Below are 14,091 nucleotides of genomic sequence, written 5' to 3'. Positions count from 1 at the left end.
CCGCCATTGTCAGGCTTTTGCCCGCTCTTCCAGGATCGCCACGGCTGGCAGCACCTTGCCCTCGACGAATTCGAGGAAGGCGCCGCCACCGGTAGAAATGTAGGAGATATCCTTGCTGACGCCATATTTGTCGATGGCTGCCAGGGTATCGCCACCACCGGCAATGGAAAACGCTGCACTTTCAGCGATGGCCTTGGCCAGCACCTTGGTGCCGTTGCCGAACTGGTCGAACTCGAACACGCCGACCGGGCCGTTCCACAGGATGGTCTTCGACGACTTCAGCAGCTCGGCGAAATGGGCAGCGGTCTGCGGGCCGATGTCCAGGATCATGTCGTCGGCGGCAACGTCGGCGATGGCCTTGACGGTGGCTTCGGCGTCCTCGGCGAACGCCTTGGCAACCACGACGTCGACCGGCAGTGGCACGCTGACCTTGGCGGCGATGGCCTTGGCGGTTTCGATCAGGTCAGGCTCGTACAGCGACTTGCCCACCGGGTGACCGGCAGCAGCCAGGAACGTGTTGGCGATGCCGCCACCGACGATCAGCTGGTCGCAAACGCTGCTCAGACTGTTCAGCACATCCAGCTTGGTCGATACCTTGGAGCCGGCAACGATGGCCGCCATTGGCTTGGCCGGGGCTTTCAGGGCCTTGCCCAGCGCGTCCAGCTCTGCAGCCAGCAGCGGGCCAGCGGCAGCCACCTTGGCGAACTTGGCAACGCCATGGGTGGAGCCTTCGGCACGGTGAGCGGTGCCGAAAGCGTCCATGACGAACACGTCGCACAGGGCGGCGTATTGCTGGGCCAGCTCGTCGGCGTTCTTCTTCTCGCCCTTGTTGAAACGTACGTTCTCGAACAGCACCAGGTCACCGGCGCTGACTTGAACACCGTTCAGGTAATCGGCAACCAGCGGCACTTCCCGGCCCAAGGCCTTGCTCAGGTAGTCGGCGACCGGCTTGAGGCTGTTCTCGGCAGAGAACTCGCCTTCGGTCGGGCGGCCCAGGTGCGAGCAGACCATTACCGCCGCACCCTTTTCCAGGGCCAGCTTGATGGTCGGCAGCGCTGCCAGGATACGCGCATCGCTGGTTACCACACCGTCCTTCACAGGTACGTTGAGGTCTTCGCGGATCAGTACGCGTTTACCTTGCAGGTCGAGGTCGGTCATCTTCAACACGGTCATGAATGCAGTCCTTCAGGGCTGTTTGCTGCGGGTTGGGTGGACGACGTGCAGATAGTGTTCGGCAACGTCGAGCATACGGTTGGCAAAACCCCATTCATTGTCGAACCAAGCCAGCAAGTTCACCAGGCGTGGGCCTGAAACGCGGGTCTGGCTGGCATCGACGATCGCCGAATGCGGGTCATGGTTGAAATCACAGCTGGCGTGAGGCAACTCGGTATAGGCCAGCAAGCCTTTCAGCGGGCCGCTCTGCGCGGCCTCGCGCAACACCCGGTTGACCTCGGCCGCACTGGTGTCGCGGGCGGTCTGCAGGGTGATGTCCAGGCAGGAGACGTTGACAGTCGGCACGCGTACCGCTTTGGCCTGGATTCGCCCGGCAAGTTCCGGAAGCAAGCGCTCGATGCCGCGCGCCAGCCCCGTGGACACCGGAATCACCGACTGGAAGGCCGAGCGCGTGCGGCGCAGGTCCTCGTGGTGATAGGCATCGATCACCGGCTGATCGTTCATCGCCGAGTGGATGGTGGTGATCTGCACATACTCGATGCCGAATGCCTGGTCCAGCACGCGCAACAGCGGGACGCCGCAATTGGTGGTGCAAGAGGCGTTGGACACCAGGCGTTCGTGGCCCGTCAGGCAATCCTGGTTGATGCCATAGACCACGGTGGCATCGACATCGGCCTCGCTGGCCATCGGCTGCGAGAACAATACGCGCGGCGCGCCAGCGTCGAGGAAACGCTGGCCATCGGCGCGGGTGTGATAGACACCGGAGCACTCCAGCACCAGGTCGATACCCAGGGCGGCCCAGTCGATGCCTTCAGGGGTGGCGCTGCGCATGACCTTCACGCAGTCGCCATTGATATGCAGACAGTCGCCGTCGACCTTCACCTCGCCGGGGAATCGCCCGTGGGTGGAGTCGAAGCGTGTCAGGTATTCGATGCTGGCCTGATCGGCCAGGTCGTTCAGCGCTACGATCTCGAAACCGGCCTTTGCCCCCCGCTCGAACAGTGCGCGCAGGACACAGCGGCCGATGCGGCCGTAACCGTTGAGTGCAACTTTGTAGGGACGCGGGTGGGGCATTGGGTGGCTCGCTAACGCATGATGGCTGTTGGGGCCGCCTTGCGGCCCATCGCGACGCAAGGCCGCTCCCACAAGGAACGGCGTACGCAGTACCCTGTAGGAGCGGCCTTGTGTCGCGAAACGAGGGCGAAGCCCTCGCCTTACGCCTGTATCAGTCTTCCAGCAGCTCTTCGGCGGTACCCAGGATGTTCTCCAGGGTGAAGCCGAATTCCTCGAACAGTGCAGCGGCCGGCGCCGACTCACCGTAGGTGGTCATGCCGATGATGCGGCCTTCCAGGCCGACGTACTTGTACCAGAAGTCCGCGTGGGCGGCTTCGATGGCGATACGTGCCGCGACTTCGACCGGCAGCACCGATTGCTTGTAGGCGGCGTCCTGGGCATCGAACACGCTGGTGCAAGGCATGGAAACCACGCGCACCTTGCGGCCCTGCTCGGTCAGTTTGGCGTGCGCCTGAACGGCCAGGCCCACTTCCGAACCGGTGGCGATCAGGATCAGCTCAGGCTCGCCAGCGCAATCCTTGAGCACGTAGCCGCCGCGGCTGATGTTGGCGATCTGCTGAGCGTCGCGATCCTGATGCTGCAGGTTCTGACGCGAGAAGATCAGTGCCGATGGGCCGTCCTTGCGCTCCAGGGCGTTTTTCCACGATACGGCCGATTCGACCGCGTCGGCTGGGCGCCAGGTGTCCAGGTTCGGCGTGCTGCGCAGGCTGGTCAGCTGCTCGATCGGCTGGTGAGTCGGGCCGTCTTCGCCCAGGCCGATGGAGTCGTGGGTATAGACGTGGATCACGCGCTGCTTCATCAGGGCCGACATGCGCACGGCATTGCGGGCGTATTCCATGAACATCAGGAAGGTCGCGCCGTAAGGCACCAGGCCACCGTGCAGGGCGACGCCGTTCATGATGGCGGTCATGCCGAACTCGCGCACGCCGTAGAACACGTAATTGCCGCTGGCATCATTGGCTTCGACGCCCTTGCAGCCCTTCCACAGGGTCAGGTTGGAGCCGGCCAGGTCAGCCGAACCGCCGAGGAACTCAGGCAGCAACGGGCCGAAGGCGTTCAGCGCGTTCTGGCTGGCCTTGCGGCTGGCAATGGTTTCGCCTTTGGCGGCCACTTCGTTGATGTACGCCTGGGCCTTCTCGCTGAAGTCGGCCGGCAGCTCGCCGCTGGCACGGCGCTTGAACTCGGCAGCCAGCTCCGGGTAGGCCTTGGCGTAGGCGTCGAAACGCTGGTTCCAGTCGGCTTCGGCCTTGGCGCCGGCAGCCTTGGCATCCCATTCGGCGTAGATGTCGGCCGGGATTTCGAACGGACCGTGGTTCCAGTTCAGTTCCTTGCGGGCCAGGGCGATTTCGTCGTTGCCCAGCGGCGCGCCGTGGCAGTCTTCCTTGCCCTGCTTGTTCGGCGAACCGAAACCGATGATGGTCTTGCAGCAGATCAGGGTCGGACGGTCGCTCTTGCGCGCGGTCTCGATGGCCATCTTGATTTCATCGGCATCATGACCGTTGACGTTACGGATCACCTGCCAGTTGTAGGCTTCGAAACGCGCCGGGGTATTGTCGGTGAACCAGCCGTGCACTTCGCCGTCGATGGAGATGCCGTTGTCGTCGTAGAAGGCGATCAGCTTGTTCAGGCCCAGGGTGCCGGCCAGCGAGGCGACTTCGTGGGAGATACCTTCCATCATGCAGCCGTCGCCGAGGAACACATAGGTGTGGTGGTCGACGATGGTGTGGCCGTCACGGTTGAACTGGGCGGCCAGCACTTTCTCGGCCAGGGCGAAGCCCACGGCGTTGGCAATGCCTTGGCCGAGCGGCCCGGTGGTGGTCTCGACGCCAGGGGTGTAGCCGTATTCCGGGTGGCCCGGGGTGCGGCTGTGCAGCTGGCGGAAGGCCTTGAGGTCGTCGATCGACAGATCGTAGCCGGTCAGGTGCAGCAGCGAATAGATGAGCATCGAGCCGTGGCCGTTGGACAGCACGAAGCGGTCACGGTCGGCGAAATCCGGGTTGCTCGGGTTGTGCTTCATGTAGTCGCGCCAAAGCACTTCGGCGATATCCGCCATGCCCATGGGGGCACCTGGGTGGCCGCTGTTGGCCTTTTGCACGGCATCCATGCTGAGGGCACGAATGGCGTTGGCACGTTCACGACGGCTGGGCATCGCTGATCTCCTGGGGCTTGAATAGGTGGTGTCACGAAAAAGGCGGCCATTTTCGCCCAGTGCGGGGGCTGGGGGCAATGACGGATGGTCGCAGTTGGGGGATTTTCCTGTGATTGGCCTGCATAACGGCGAAAAAACCGCCAGACGCACCCGCCCATCAGCCAATATCAAAACTTTTTGATATTGGCCTTGCGGGGGCAGCCCTGCCTGTCTAGACTGCCGTCCCATGAACCTCCGTGCGCAACCGATCCCTCAGCAAAGCGACACACTGGCCGCCCTGTGCAAGGCCAGTGGCGATGCGCTGCGCCTGAATGTGTTGCGCGCCCTGGCCAGTGATTCGTTCGGCGTGCTGGAACTGGCGCAGATCTTCGACATAGGCCAGTCGGGCATGAGCCATCACCTCAAGGTACTGGCCCAGGCCGAGCTGGTGGCCACGCGGCGCGAAGGCAATGCGATCTTCTACCGTCGTGCCCTGCCCGACGGCCAGCGCTTCGGCGGGCGCCTGCACATGGCCCTGCTCGATGAGGTCGACGACCTGACCTTGCCGGAGGATGTCCAGGCCCGTATCGCCCAGGTACAGCAGCGCCGCGCCGCCACCAGCCAGGACTTCTTCTTGCGCGTGGAAGAAAAATTCCGCGCCCAGCAAGACCTCATCGCCGGCTTGCCGCAATACCGCGAGAGCCTGCTGGCGCTGCTCGACAAACTGAACTTCGCGCCGACCGCCAGCGCGCTGGAGGTCGGCCCCGGCGATGGCGGTTTCCTGCCAGACCTGGCACGGCGTTTCGCCCAGGTCACGGCCCTGGACAACAGCCCGACCATGCTCGAGCTGGCGCGCCAGGTCTGCGAACGCGAACGCCTGGGTAATGTAAACCTGCAGTTGGCCGATGCACTGGGTGCAACGGATGTGGAAGCCGACTGCGTTGTGCTGAACATGGTCCTGCACCATTTCAGCGACCCGGCCCTGGCCCTGCGCCAGCTGGCCAAACGGGTGAAGGCAGGCGGCAGCCTGCTGGTCACCGAACTGTGCAGCCATGACCAGGGTTGGGCGCGGGAAGCCTGCGGCGACCTCTGGCTCGGCTTCGAACAGGACGACCTGGCCCGTTGGGCCACAGCAGCCGGGCTTGCCCCCGGGGACAGCCTCTATGTGGGCTTGCGTAACGGTTTCCAGATCCAGGTCCGCCATTTTCAGCGGACGGCTGGCGACACTCACCATCGGTAAATTTTAGGAACCCGTCGAGATGAGCGAATACTCCCTTTTCACCTCCGAGTCCGTGTCCGAAGGGCATCCGGACAAGATCGCCGACCAGATTTCGGACGCGGTCCTTGATGCCATCATTGCCCAGGACAAGTACGCCCGCGTTGCCTGCGAAACCCTGGTCAAGACCGGTGTCGCCATCATCGCCGGCGAAGTCACCACTTCCGCCTGGGTCGACCTGGAAGAGCTGGTGCGCAAGGTCATCATCGACATCGGCTACAACAGCTCCGACGTCGGATTCGACGGCGCCACCTGCGCGGTGATGAACATCATCGGCAAGCAGTCGGTGGACATCGCCCAGGGCGTCGACCGCTCCAAGCCGGAAGACCAGGGCGCAGGCGACCAGGGCCTGATGTTCGGCTATGCCAGCAACGAAACCGACGTGCTGATGCCAGCACCGATCTGCTTCTCGCACCGCCTGGTCGAGCGCCAGGCCGAAGCACGCAAGTCCGGCCTGCTGCCGTGGCTGCGCCCGGACGCCAAGTCCCAGGTCACCTGCCGCTACGAAAACGGCAAAGTGGTCGGTATCGACGCCGTGGTCCTGTCGACCCAGCATAACCCTGAGGTCTCGCAGAAAGACCTGCAGGAAGCCGTGATGGAGCTGATCGTCAAGCACACCCTGCCGGCCGAACTGCTGCACAAGGGCACCCAGTTCCACATCAACCCGACCGGCAACTTCATCATCGGTGGCCCGGTGGGCGACTGCGGCCTGACCGGCCGCAAGATCATCGTCGACTCCTACGGCGGCATGGCCCGTCACGGTGGTGGCGCGTTCTCCGGCAAGGACCCTTCCAAGGTCGACCGCTCCGCCGCCTACGCCGGCCGCTACGTGGCCAAGAACATCGTTGCCGCCGGCCTGGCCGAACGTTGCGAGATCCAGGTGTCCTACGCCATCGGCGTGGCCCAGCCGACCTCCATCTCGATCAACACCTTCGGCACCGGCAAGGTGTCCGACGACAAGATCATCCAGATCGTACGCGAGTGCTTCGACCTGCGCCCTTACGCCATCACCAAGATGCTCGACCTGCTGCACCCGATGTACCAGGAAACCGCGGCCTACGGCCACTTCGGCCGCGAGCCGCAGCAGAAGACCGTCGGCGACGACACCTTCACCACCTTCACCTGGGAACGCACCGACCGCGCCCAGGCGCTGCGTGACGCTGCCGGCCTGTAATTTTCCTGCTGCGGTAACTGAAAGCCCCTGCCGAGTGATCGGCAGGGGCTTTTTTGTGACATATCGGCTGACAACTGGGCGGCGCAACACGCGCTGCCGTTGCCTAGGCTGAGGCTTCCCCTCCGCCAAGCAAGGATGCTGGCCATGCCGTTGCTGTTCCTGTTTCTGCTCGCTTTTTCGTTCAACGCGCACGCCGCTGGCTGCCCGGCCTGGCCTGCCGAGCGGGCACGCGCCGAAGTCACACGCCTGCGCGAGGCGGTCAGCCAGTGGGATGATCACTACCATCGTCTGGGCGAATCCCTGGTGGCCGATGAAGTTTATGACCAGAGCCGGCAACGCCTGCTGCACCTGCAAGGGTGTTTCGCCCTGGAGAGCGAGCTGGACTCCTTGGCCAGCGCACGCGGGCCAATTGCCCACCCGATCCGCCACACCGGTGTCGACAAGCTCTCGGATGAACAGGCCGTGAGCCAATGGATGGTCGGCAAGACAGGCGTCTGGCTGCAGCCGAAGGTTGATGGCGTCGCCGTGACCCTGGTCTATCGCCAAGGCAGGCTGGTGCAGTTGCTCAGCCGTGGTGATGGCAACCAGGGACATGACTGGAGCCGACATATCGAAGTTCTGCAAGGTATCAACCAGCAGTTGCCCAACCCCGTTGATCTGATTCTGCAAGGTGAGCTGTACCTGCGGCTGGTTGATCATGTGCAAGCGCAGCAAGGTAGCGTCAACGCGCGCGGCACCGTCGCGGGCTTGCTGGCGCGCAAGCAACTCGCTCGTGAACAAGGCGCGGGCATTGCGCTGTTTGTCTGGGACTGGCCGCAAGGGCCAAGCGATCAGGGCGAGCGAGTGGCTCAGCTGGCTGCGCTGGGTTTTCCCGATAGCCAGCGCTACAGCGTGGCCATCCGCAGCGCTGGCGAGGCGGCACACTGGCGCGAGCATTGGTATCGCTCTGCCCTGCCCTTCGCCACGGATGGGGTGATCCTGCGTCAGAACGCACGGCCATCCGCCGAACGCTGGCAAACCAATGCGCCGTACTGGATTGCCGCCTGGAAGCACCCCTTTGCCCGGGCGTTGGCCGAAGTACGTGACGTGCGCTTTCGCATAGGCCGCACGGGGCGAATCACACCGGTGCTGAAGCTGCAGCCAGTACGGCTCGACGACCGCCTGGTTACCCAGGTAAGCCTGGGCTCCCTGGCTCGCTGGCAGGCACTCGACATTCGCCCGGGAGACCAGGTAGCCATCAGCCTGGCGGGGCTGACCATCCCGCGCTTCGAGCAGGTAGTGCTGCGCGCCACCGAGCGCGATGCGGTTACGGCACCTGCGCCAGATCAATACAACGCTTTGACATGCTGGCAGGCTGGCGAAGGCTGTGAAGACCAGTTCATTGCTCGGCTCACCTGGCTCAGCGGCAAACAGGGCCTGGCCATGCCGGGCACCGGGCCCGGCACATGGCGACGACTGGTACGAGGCGGGCAGGTGGCAACGCTGGCAGACTGGCTGGCGCTGGACGCCGAGCGACTGGCCCAGCTACCTGGCATCAGCGATACCCGCGCCAGGCGCCTGCAACAAAGCTTCGAGGCTGGCCGCAGCAGGCCTTTCGCCCAGTGGGTCAGCGGTCTTGGCGTGCCAGTACCGCGCAATCTTCCACTCGAGGAGGACTGGGCAACCCTAACCCAGCGTTCAGCCACGCAATGGCAAGCCTTGCCCGGTATTGGCGCATCCCGCGCCAGCCACCTGCACGCATTTTTTGCGGCCGAGCAGGTGCAGGCCCTGGCGGAGCAGCTGAGCGAAAGCGGCATCCAGGGGTTCCCTGCGGCTGCCACCGGTGTGAGGCAATGAGTTTTAACAAAATCCGTTGTAGGAAATTGTCTGGATCACTTCAGAAATATCCACCAAGGGTTCCTATATAGGCAAAACCAAGGCAGGATTTGCTCCATCTTTTGCTGCCCCGCCCCCTCAAGGAGGCTTTAATGAACATGTTTTCCACCCTGGCACTGCTGACCACGCTTGGCCTGGCTGCTGGCGCTGCCCAAGCAGCCCAGCCCGACGAGGGCCTGACCGGTTGCGCCGCCAAGCGCAGTGCCATCGAGAACCAGCTGAAAATCGCCCGCGACCACGGTAACAGCGATCAGGTTGCTGGGCTCGAGGAAGCATTGCGCGGCGTTGAGCATTGCACCGACGCCGGCCTGCGCAAAGAGCGCGAGCAGAAAGTGCTCGATGCCCGTCACGAGGTGGCGCAGCGCGAGAAGGACCTGAAGAAGGCCGAGAAAAAAGGCGACGCGGAAAAGATCAACAAGCGCAAGGACAAGCTTGCCGAGTCTCGTAAAGAACTGCAGGAAGCGGTGGACGACCTGGATCGCTGATCTGCCTGATCGCCTGTTGACGCAGGCGATCAATGGTTGCGGAATTCGCTATGACACGCCTTGCACGCCGCCTCGACCTTGTCCATCGGCGCCTTCAGTTGCGCCGCGTCCAACGGCTGGGTCCGGGTCACGTCAACCAACTCACCGGTCACGCTCTCCAGTTGCCGGGCAAGGTCATGGAAGCGCGCCTGACGTTCCCACACTTCCGGTCGGGCACTACTGTCACCCTCGTCCCGCGCTTGCGGAAAATGCTGCCACGGCGCATGGGCCAAGCCATCGAGCTTCAACGCACCCGCGGCGAACTTCACCCCGTCGAAGGGCAAGCGGCCGCGCAACATGCCGCCCATGTCTTCGCTGGTCTTGAGCATGTCCTTGAATATTGCCTTGCGTTTGCCCAGCGGCGAATTAGGGTCGACCCGGTCACAGGCCGTCAGGGCAAGGGCAGCGAGCAGTACAACGGTCAATCGCTTGAACATCACGGTCACTTGAGCCTACACAAAGGGGCGGTCAGTATCGCTGCCTGCCAGGCAAAGACCAATAGCCATATAAAACACAAGGGCGAATCTTCATGTTCGCCAGCCACAGGTAATCATTGATGAAATCTGCCCTGCGCCATCTGGCCTGGACACTCCCGGCACTCGCCCTGCTGGCCGGCTGCAACGGCGGCGAAAACGCCAAGCCCGAGCCTCACGCCATTGCTACCTATGCCCCTGCTACCTGGAAAGACCTGCCTGCGGTCAGCGATGAAGACCTGCTGGCCGGCTTCTACGCCTGGCGCAGCGGCTGCGAGAAACTCAAGCGTGACACGGTGTGGGCCGCCACCTGTGAAGCGGCCGGCAGCGACACGGCGAGTGCCACCCAGGTACGTACGTTCCTTGAGCAGAACCTGCAGGTGTATGGCCTGCGTGCCGCCGACAACAACGCCAACGGCCTGATCACCGGCTACTACGAGCCGGTCTACCCCGGCAGCCTGAAGCGCACCGAAGCGGCCCACGTGGCGGTCTATGGCGTACCCGAAGACATGATCGTGGTCGATCTGGCCAGCGTATACCCCGAACTCAAGGGCAAGCGCCTGCGTGGCCGCCTGGACGGTCGCGTGCTCAAACCCTACGACACCGCCGAGGTGATCAGCCGCGATGGGGTCAAGGCGCCTGTGCTGGCCTGGCTGACCGATCCGATGGACCTGCAATTCCTGCAGATCCAGGGTTCGGGCCGGATCCAGCTGGAGGATGGCCGCCAGCTGCGGCTGGGCTACGCCGACCAGAACGGCCACCCCTACCGGCCAATCGGCCGCTGGCTGGTGGAGCAAGGCCAGTTGAAAAAAGAAGACGTGACCATGGGCAGCATCCACGCCTGGGCCATGGCCAACCCGCAGCGCGTGCCGGAACTGTTGGCCAGCAACCCGAGTTATGTGTTCTTCAGTGCTCGCCCGGACAGCAACGAAGGGCCTCGCGGCTCGCTGAACGTGCCGCTCACCGCTGGATATAGCGTGGCCATCGACCGCAAGGTGATTCCGCTGGGTAGCCTGCTGTGGCTGTCTACCACGCGCCCGGATGGGTCGCCGGTGGTACGCCCGGTGGCGGCCCAGGACACGGGTGGAGCGATTGCCGGCGAAGTGCGTGCCGACCTGTTCTGGGGGACCGGCCCGGAGGCCGGGGAACTGGCCGGGAACATGAAGCAGCAGGGGCAGATCTGGATGCTGTGGCCCAAAGGCCAGCCACTGCCTGAGGTGCCTAAAGTGCTTTGATCGGCGGTGGGTTCTTCGCGGGCTCGCCCGCTCCCACAGGTACGCCACGGCCCTCGACTGCTGCGCTGTACCTGTGGGAGCGGGCAAGCCCGCGAAGCAGGCGACTCGGTCTCAGACTGAAACCACGAAGAACGAAACGATCAACGCCAACCCGGCAACCCAAACCAGCGAACGCAGCGCCGCCCAGTCCGCCAGATAGCAGATGATGTAGAGCAGGCGACTGGTGATATACATCACACCCAGTACATCCTGGGTCACCTGCTCGGCATTACCGACGATATCGGCCACCAGCACCGCCGCCGCAAACGCCGGAAAAGCCTCGTAGCTATTTTGCTGGGCAGCATGTGCGCGGCGCGGCAAGCCCGACAGCGTGTCGAGGAAGGCGCGCGGGTCGTGATTGTCCTTGAGGCCAAAGCGGCCGCTCGACACCTTGGCGATCAATGCGCACAGTGGCGCCAGAAACAACGCGATGAGAATGCACCACAGGGCAACGGTCATGGACTGGATTCCTTGTTCGATCGAGAGGTCAGAGCTTCATCACCAGCATGCCTGCCAGGACCAGCCCGCAAGCTAGGAGTCTCGGCCCGCCAAAAGGTTCTTTGAGGTAGCGCATGCCCATCAGCACCACCAGGATCACACTCAGTTCGCGCAGGGCCGCCGCTTCGGCCACCGACCCCAGGTGCATGGCCCACAACACCAGTGCGTAACTGAACAGTACGCAAAAGCCCACTGCCAACCCCAAACGCCACTGGGTGCGCCAGAACAGCATGAATGGCGCCCGCCGCGCCACCCCGGCCAGCAACGGGAATGGCCAGGCGCTGAGCAGCGTCAACCACACCAGGTAGTCCCAAGGCTTCCCCCACAAACGCACCGCCTGGCCATCGAACCAGGTGTAGCAACCGATACACAGGCCGATCAGCGCCACCACCGGCAACATCGACCAGGGCAACCGATCACCCCCTCCTCCTTGCCACAACAGGCAAGCCATGCCACACGGGATCAGCAGGATGCCGATGATCTGCTGCTGGCTGAGCGACTCACCGGCAAACGCCAGGGTCAGCCCCAGTACCACCAGCGGCGACAGGCCGCGCATCAGAGGATAGACCAGCCCCAGGTCACCGACCCGATAGGCCTGGATCAGCAGGAATCGGTACAACTGCTCGGCCAGCGCCGAAGCCAGCAGCCAAGGCCAGATCTCGGCGGGCGGAAACTCGGTGAAGGCCACGGCGCACACGGCGAACAGCAACGCCACGACGTCCATGCTGGCGATCACCAGCAGGCGCTCGGCGCTGAATTTGATCAAGGTGTTCCAGGTCGCGTGCAGCAGGGCGGCGACCAATACCAGGGAAGTTGCCAGCACGCCTCTGGATCCTTGTGACGTTTTTGAGGGATGAATATATAGCGTTGGGCCGCAGGTTGCCTGGGATGTGTACGCCGGGAGCGATTCAGCGCCTGTCAGATCGAGCGCCGCCCGCGCGGCGCATCGCGGGCAAGCCCGCTCCCACATTTGTTTCGGGCCAATCTCTACTGTGAAGCCATCAGGGACCGCCTTGTTTGTCCCCTTCCATATCAAGGCGGGCACCATTGCTTACCATCGGCCTTCAGCCATGCGTCACTGCTTATCATCGACCTTCAGTCATGCACCAAGGCGGGCCCTGTTGGCGGTACAGGAGTGACTGGCCCGAAACAGATGTGGGAGCGGGCTTGCCCGCGATGCGCCGCGCGGGCGGCGCTCGATCTTACAGGCGCTGAAAATGCTGTGGCATGCACCTGGCCGCCCTAATGGAACCTTCAGCAGTGAACGCTCGGAACGTTTCCAACAATCCTGGTCAAATCCTGTGTCCCGACCCCCTCGCCAGATCATCAAAGAACTGCCCGAGCCATTCGGGTAACGACTTGGAAGCCACTGTCACAGGATTCGGGATGCTTGAACTAGTTGCCGCGTTTATCTGCCTCACCACCCTCCTCACCTATGTGAATTACCGTTTCATCGGCCTGCCACCCGCCATCGGCGTAATGGTCACGGCGTTACTGTTCTCCCTCATCCTGCAGGGCCTGAGCCTGATCGGCTTCCCCGGCCTGGAAGAACGCGTCGAAGGCCTGATGAACCAGATCGATTTCAACGACCTGCTGATGCACTGGATGCTGGCCTTCCTGCTGTTCGCCGGGGCACTGCACGTCAACCTCAGCGACCTGCGCAGCTACCGCTGGCCGATTGGCCTGCTGGCCACCCTGGGCGTGCTGATCGCCACCGTGGTGATCGGCTACCTGTCGCACTGGGTGTTCGCCCTGTTCGGCTGGCAGGTGCCGCTGATCTACTGCCTGTTGTTCGGCGCGCTGATCTCCCCGACCGACCCGATCGCCGTGCTGGGTGCGCTGCGCACCGCCAACGCCTCCAAGCCATTGAAGACCACCATCGTCGGCGAATCGTTGTTCAACGACGGTACCGCGGTCGTGGTGTTCACCGTTTTGCTGGGCATCATTCAGCTGGGCGAAACGCCGAGCGTCACCGACACCGCCCTGTTGTTCGCCCGCGAAGCCATCGGCGGGGTGCTGTTCGGCGGTGTGATCGGCTATGCCACCTACCGCATGATCAAGAGCGTCGAGCAGTATCAGGTCGAGGTCATGCTGACCCTGGCACTGGTGATCGGTGGCTCGGCGATGTGCTACGAGCTGCATGTTTCAGCACCGATCGCCATGGTGGTGGCGGGGCTGATCATCGGCAACCTGGGCCGCAACCTGGCGATGAACGACATGACCCGCCGCTATATGGACGGCTTCTGGGAACTGATCGACGACATGCTCAATGCCCTGCTGTTCGCCTTGATTGGCCTGGAGCTGTTGCTGCTGCCGTTCAACTGGCTGCACCTGGCGGCGGGTGGTGTGCTGGCGCTGGCAGTGCTGCTCTCGCGGCTACTGACCGTAGCCCCAGCGATCGTGCTGTTGCGGCGCTGGCGGCCGGTGCCCCAAGGCACCATCCGTGTGCTGACCTGGGGCGGCCTGCGGGGAGGCGTGTCGGTTGCACTGGCGCTGTCGCTGCCAATGGGCGACGAACGCGACCTGCTGCTATCGATCACCTACATCGTGGTGTTGTCGTCGATCCTGGTGCAGGGTTTGAGCATCGGGCGCGTGGTGCGCAAGGTCAGCGTACAGCCTTGA

Annotated in this window: 12 protein-coding genes; 6 read left to right on the top strand and 6 right to left on the bottom strand. The window is 63.4% G+C overall.

Annotated elements, in window-relative coordinates; all coding sequences use genetic code 11:
* Positions 1 to 9 precede the first annotated feature (9 nt).
* The 3 genes from ACTORR_RS16545 to tkt form a co-directional block, all read right to left on the bottom strand.
* Complete coding sequence (locus ACTORR_RS16545) at positions 10 to 1,173, bottom strand: phosphoglycerate kinase (protein WP_054887926.1); 1,164 nt, start codon at positions 1,171 to 1,173, stop codon at positions 10 to 12.
* Between the two features lie 12 nt (positions 1,174 to 1,185).
* The gene (gene epd / locus ACTORR_RS16540) at positions 1,186 to 2,247 is read right to left on the bottom strand and encodes an erythrose-4-phosphate dehydrogenase (RefSeq protein ID WP_054887927.1); all 1,062 of its coding nucleotides are present in this window, start codon (positions 2,245 to 2,247) and stop codon (positions 1,186 to 1,188) included.
* Between the two features lie 151 nt (positions 2,248 to 2,398).
* Entirely contained in the window at positions 2,399 to 4,396 is a 1,998-nt protein-coding gene (tkt, locus tag ACTORR_RS16535) for a transketolase (protein ID WP_099815599.1), read from the bottom strand.
* 226 nt (positions 4,397 to 4,622) lie between these two features.
* On the opposite strand from tkt, the gene ACTORR_RS16530 reads away from it, so the two are divergent.
* From ACTORR_RS16530 to ACTORR_RS16515, 4 genes are all read left to right on the top strand, one after another.
* Positions 4,623 to 5,615: an ArsR/SmtB family transcription factor gene (locus tag ACTORR_RS16530; protein ID WP_054887929.1), complete on the top strand. Its 993-nt coding sequence runs from the start codon at positions 4,623 to 4,625 to the stop codon at positions 5,613 to 5,615.
* A 19-nt stretch (positions 5,616 to 5,634) separates the two neighbouring features.
* Entirely contained in the window at positions 5,635 to 6,825 is a 1,191-nt protein-coding gene (gene metK, locus ACTORR_RS16525; protein WP_054887930.1) for a methionine adenosyltransferase, read from the top strand.
* Between the two features lie 144 nt (positions 6,826 to 6,969).
* Positions 6,970 to 8,661: an NAD-dependent DNA ligase LigB gene (ligB, locus tag ACTORR_RS16520; RefSeq protein WP_313364825.1), complete on the top strand. Its 1,692-nt coding sequence runs from the start codon at positions 6,970 to 6,972 to the stop codon at positions 8,659 to 8,661.
* A gap of 131 nt (positions 8,662 to 8,792) precedes the next feature.
* Positions 8,793 to 9,185 carry a DUF1090 domain-containing protein gene (locus tag ACTORR_RS16515; protein ID WP_054887932.1) on the top strand — a complete coding sequence of 131 codons (393 nt, stop codon included), beginning with the start codon at positions 8,793 to 8,795 and terminating at the stop codon, positions 9,183 to 9,185.
* A gap of 29 nt (positions 9,186 to 9,214) precedes the next feature.
* On the opposite strand, the gene ACTORR_RS16510 is transcribed toward ACTORR_RS16515, so the two are convergent.
* Positions 9,215 to 9,661 (bottom strand): c-type cytochrome, encoded by a 447-nt coding sequence (locus tag ACTORR_RS16510; protein ID WP_054887933.1) that lies wholly within the window; start codon positions 9,659 to 9,661, stop codon positions 9,215 to 9,217.
* A gap of 119 nt (positions 9,662 to 9,780) precedes the next feature.
* On the opposite strand from ACTORR_RS16510, the gene mltA reads away from it, so the two are divergent.
* Entirely contained in the window at positions 9,781 to 10,932 is a 1,152-nt protein-coding gene (gene mltA, locus ACTORR_RS16505) for a murein transglycosylase A (protein ID WP_313364824.1), read from the top strand.
* 111 nt (positions 10,933 to 11,043) lie between these two features.
* On the opposite strand, the gene ACTORR_RS16500 is transcribed toward mltA, so the two are convergent.
* Together ACTORR_RS16500 and ACTORR_RS16495 are read right to left on the bottom strand one after the other, a co-directional pair.
* Positions 11,044 to 11,430 carry an MAPEG family protein gene (locus ACTORR_RS16500; protein WP_054887935.1) on the bottom strand — a complete coding sequence of 129 codons (387 nt, stop codon included), beginning with the start codon at positions 11,428 to 11,430 and terminating at the stop codon, positions 11,044 to 11,046.
* A gap of 28 nt (positions 11,431 to 11,458) precedes the next feature.
* Positions 11,459 to 12,292: an EamA family transporter gene (locus tag ACTORR_RS16495; protein WP_313364823.1), complete on the bottom strand. Its 834-nt coding sequence runs from the start codon at positions 12,290 to 12,292 to the stop codon at positions 11,459 to 11,461.
* 563 nt (positions 12,293 to 12,855) lie between these two features.
* Between ACTORR_RS16495 and ACTORR_RS16490 the strand changes: the two genes are divergently transcribed.
* Positions 12,856 to 14,091 carry a cation:proton antiporter gene (locus tag ACTORR_RS16490; RefSeq protein ID WP_054884327.1) on the top strand — a complete coding sequence of 412 codons (1,236 nt, stop codon included), beginning with the start codon at positions 12,856 to 12,858 and terminating at the stop codon, positions 14,089 to 14,091.

Origin of the sequence: Pseudomonas sp. SAR267 (assembly GCF_052077595.1) — a bacterium.
In the GTDB taxonomy this organism is placed as follows: Bacteria; Pseudomonadota; Gammaproteobacteria; order Pseudomonadales; family Pseudomonadaceae; genus Aquipseudomonas; species Aquipseudomonas vlassakiae.
Note: the sequence above shows the minus strand (reverse complement) of the source record. Positions and strands in the feature narration are given on the sequence as shown.

Coding starts and splice junctions, on each gene's coding strand:
- mltA (WP_313364824.1), top strand. CDS start 9,781: ATGAAATCTGCCCTGCGCCATCTGGCCTGGACACTCCCGGCACTCGCC.
- ACTORR_RS16510 (WP_054887933.1), bottom strand. CDS start 9,661: ATGTTCAAGCGATTGACCGTTGTACTGCTCGCTGCCCTTGCCCTGACG.
- ligB (WP_313364825.1), top strand. CDS start 6,970: ATGCCGTTGCTGTTCCTGTTTCTGCTCGCTTTTTCGTTCAACGCGCAC.
- ACTORR_RS16490 (WP_054884327.1), top strand. CDS start 12,856: ATGCTTGAACTAGTTGCCGCGTTTATCTGCCTCACCACCCTCCTCACC.
- metK (WP_054887930.1), top strand. CDS start 5,635: ATGAGCGAATACTCCCTTTTCACCTCCGAGTCCGTGTCCGAAGGGCAT.
- ACTORR_RS16530 (WP_054887929.1), top strand. CDS start 4,623: ATGAACCTCCGTGCGCAACCGATCCCTCAGCAAAGCGACACACTGGCC.
- tkt (WP_099815599.1), bottom strand. CDS start 4,396: ATGCCCAGCCGTCGTGAACGTGCCAACGCCATTCGTGCCCTCAGCATG.
- ACTORR_RS16515 (WP_054887932.1), top strand. CDS start 8,793: ATGAACATGTTTTCCACCCTGGCACTGCTGACCACGCTTGGCCTGGCT.
- ACTORR_RS16500 (WP_054887935.1), bottom strand. CDS start 11,430: ATGACCGTTGCCCTGTGGTGCATTCTCATCGCGTTGTTTCTGGCGCCA.
- ACTORR_RS16545 (WP_054887926.1), bottom strand. CDS start 1,173: ATGACCGTGTTGAAGATGACCGACCTCGACCTGCAAGGTAAACGCGTA.
- epd (WP_054887927.1), bottom strand. CDS start 2,247: ATGCCCCACCCGCGTCCCTACAAAGTTGCACTCAACGGTTACGGCCGC.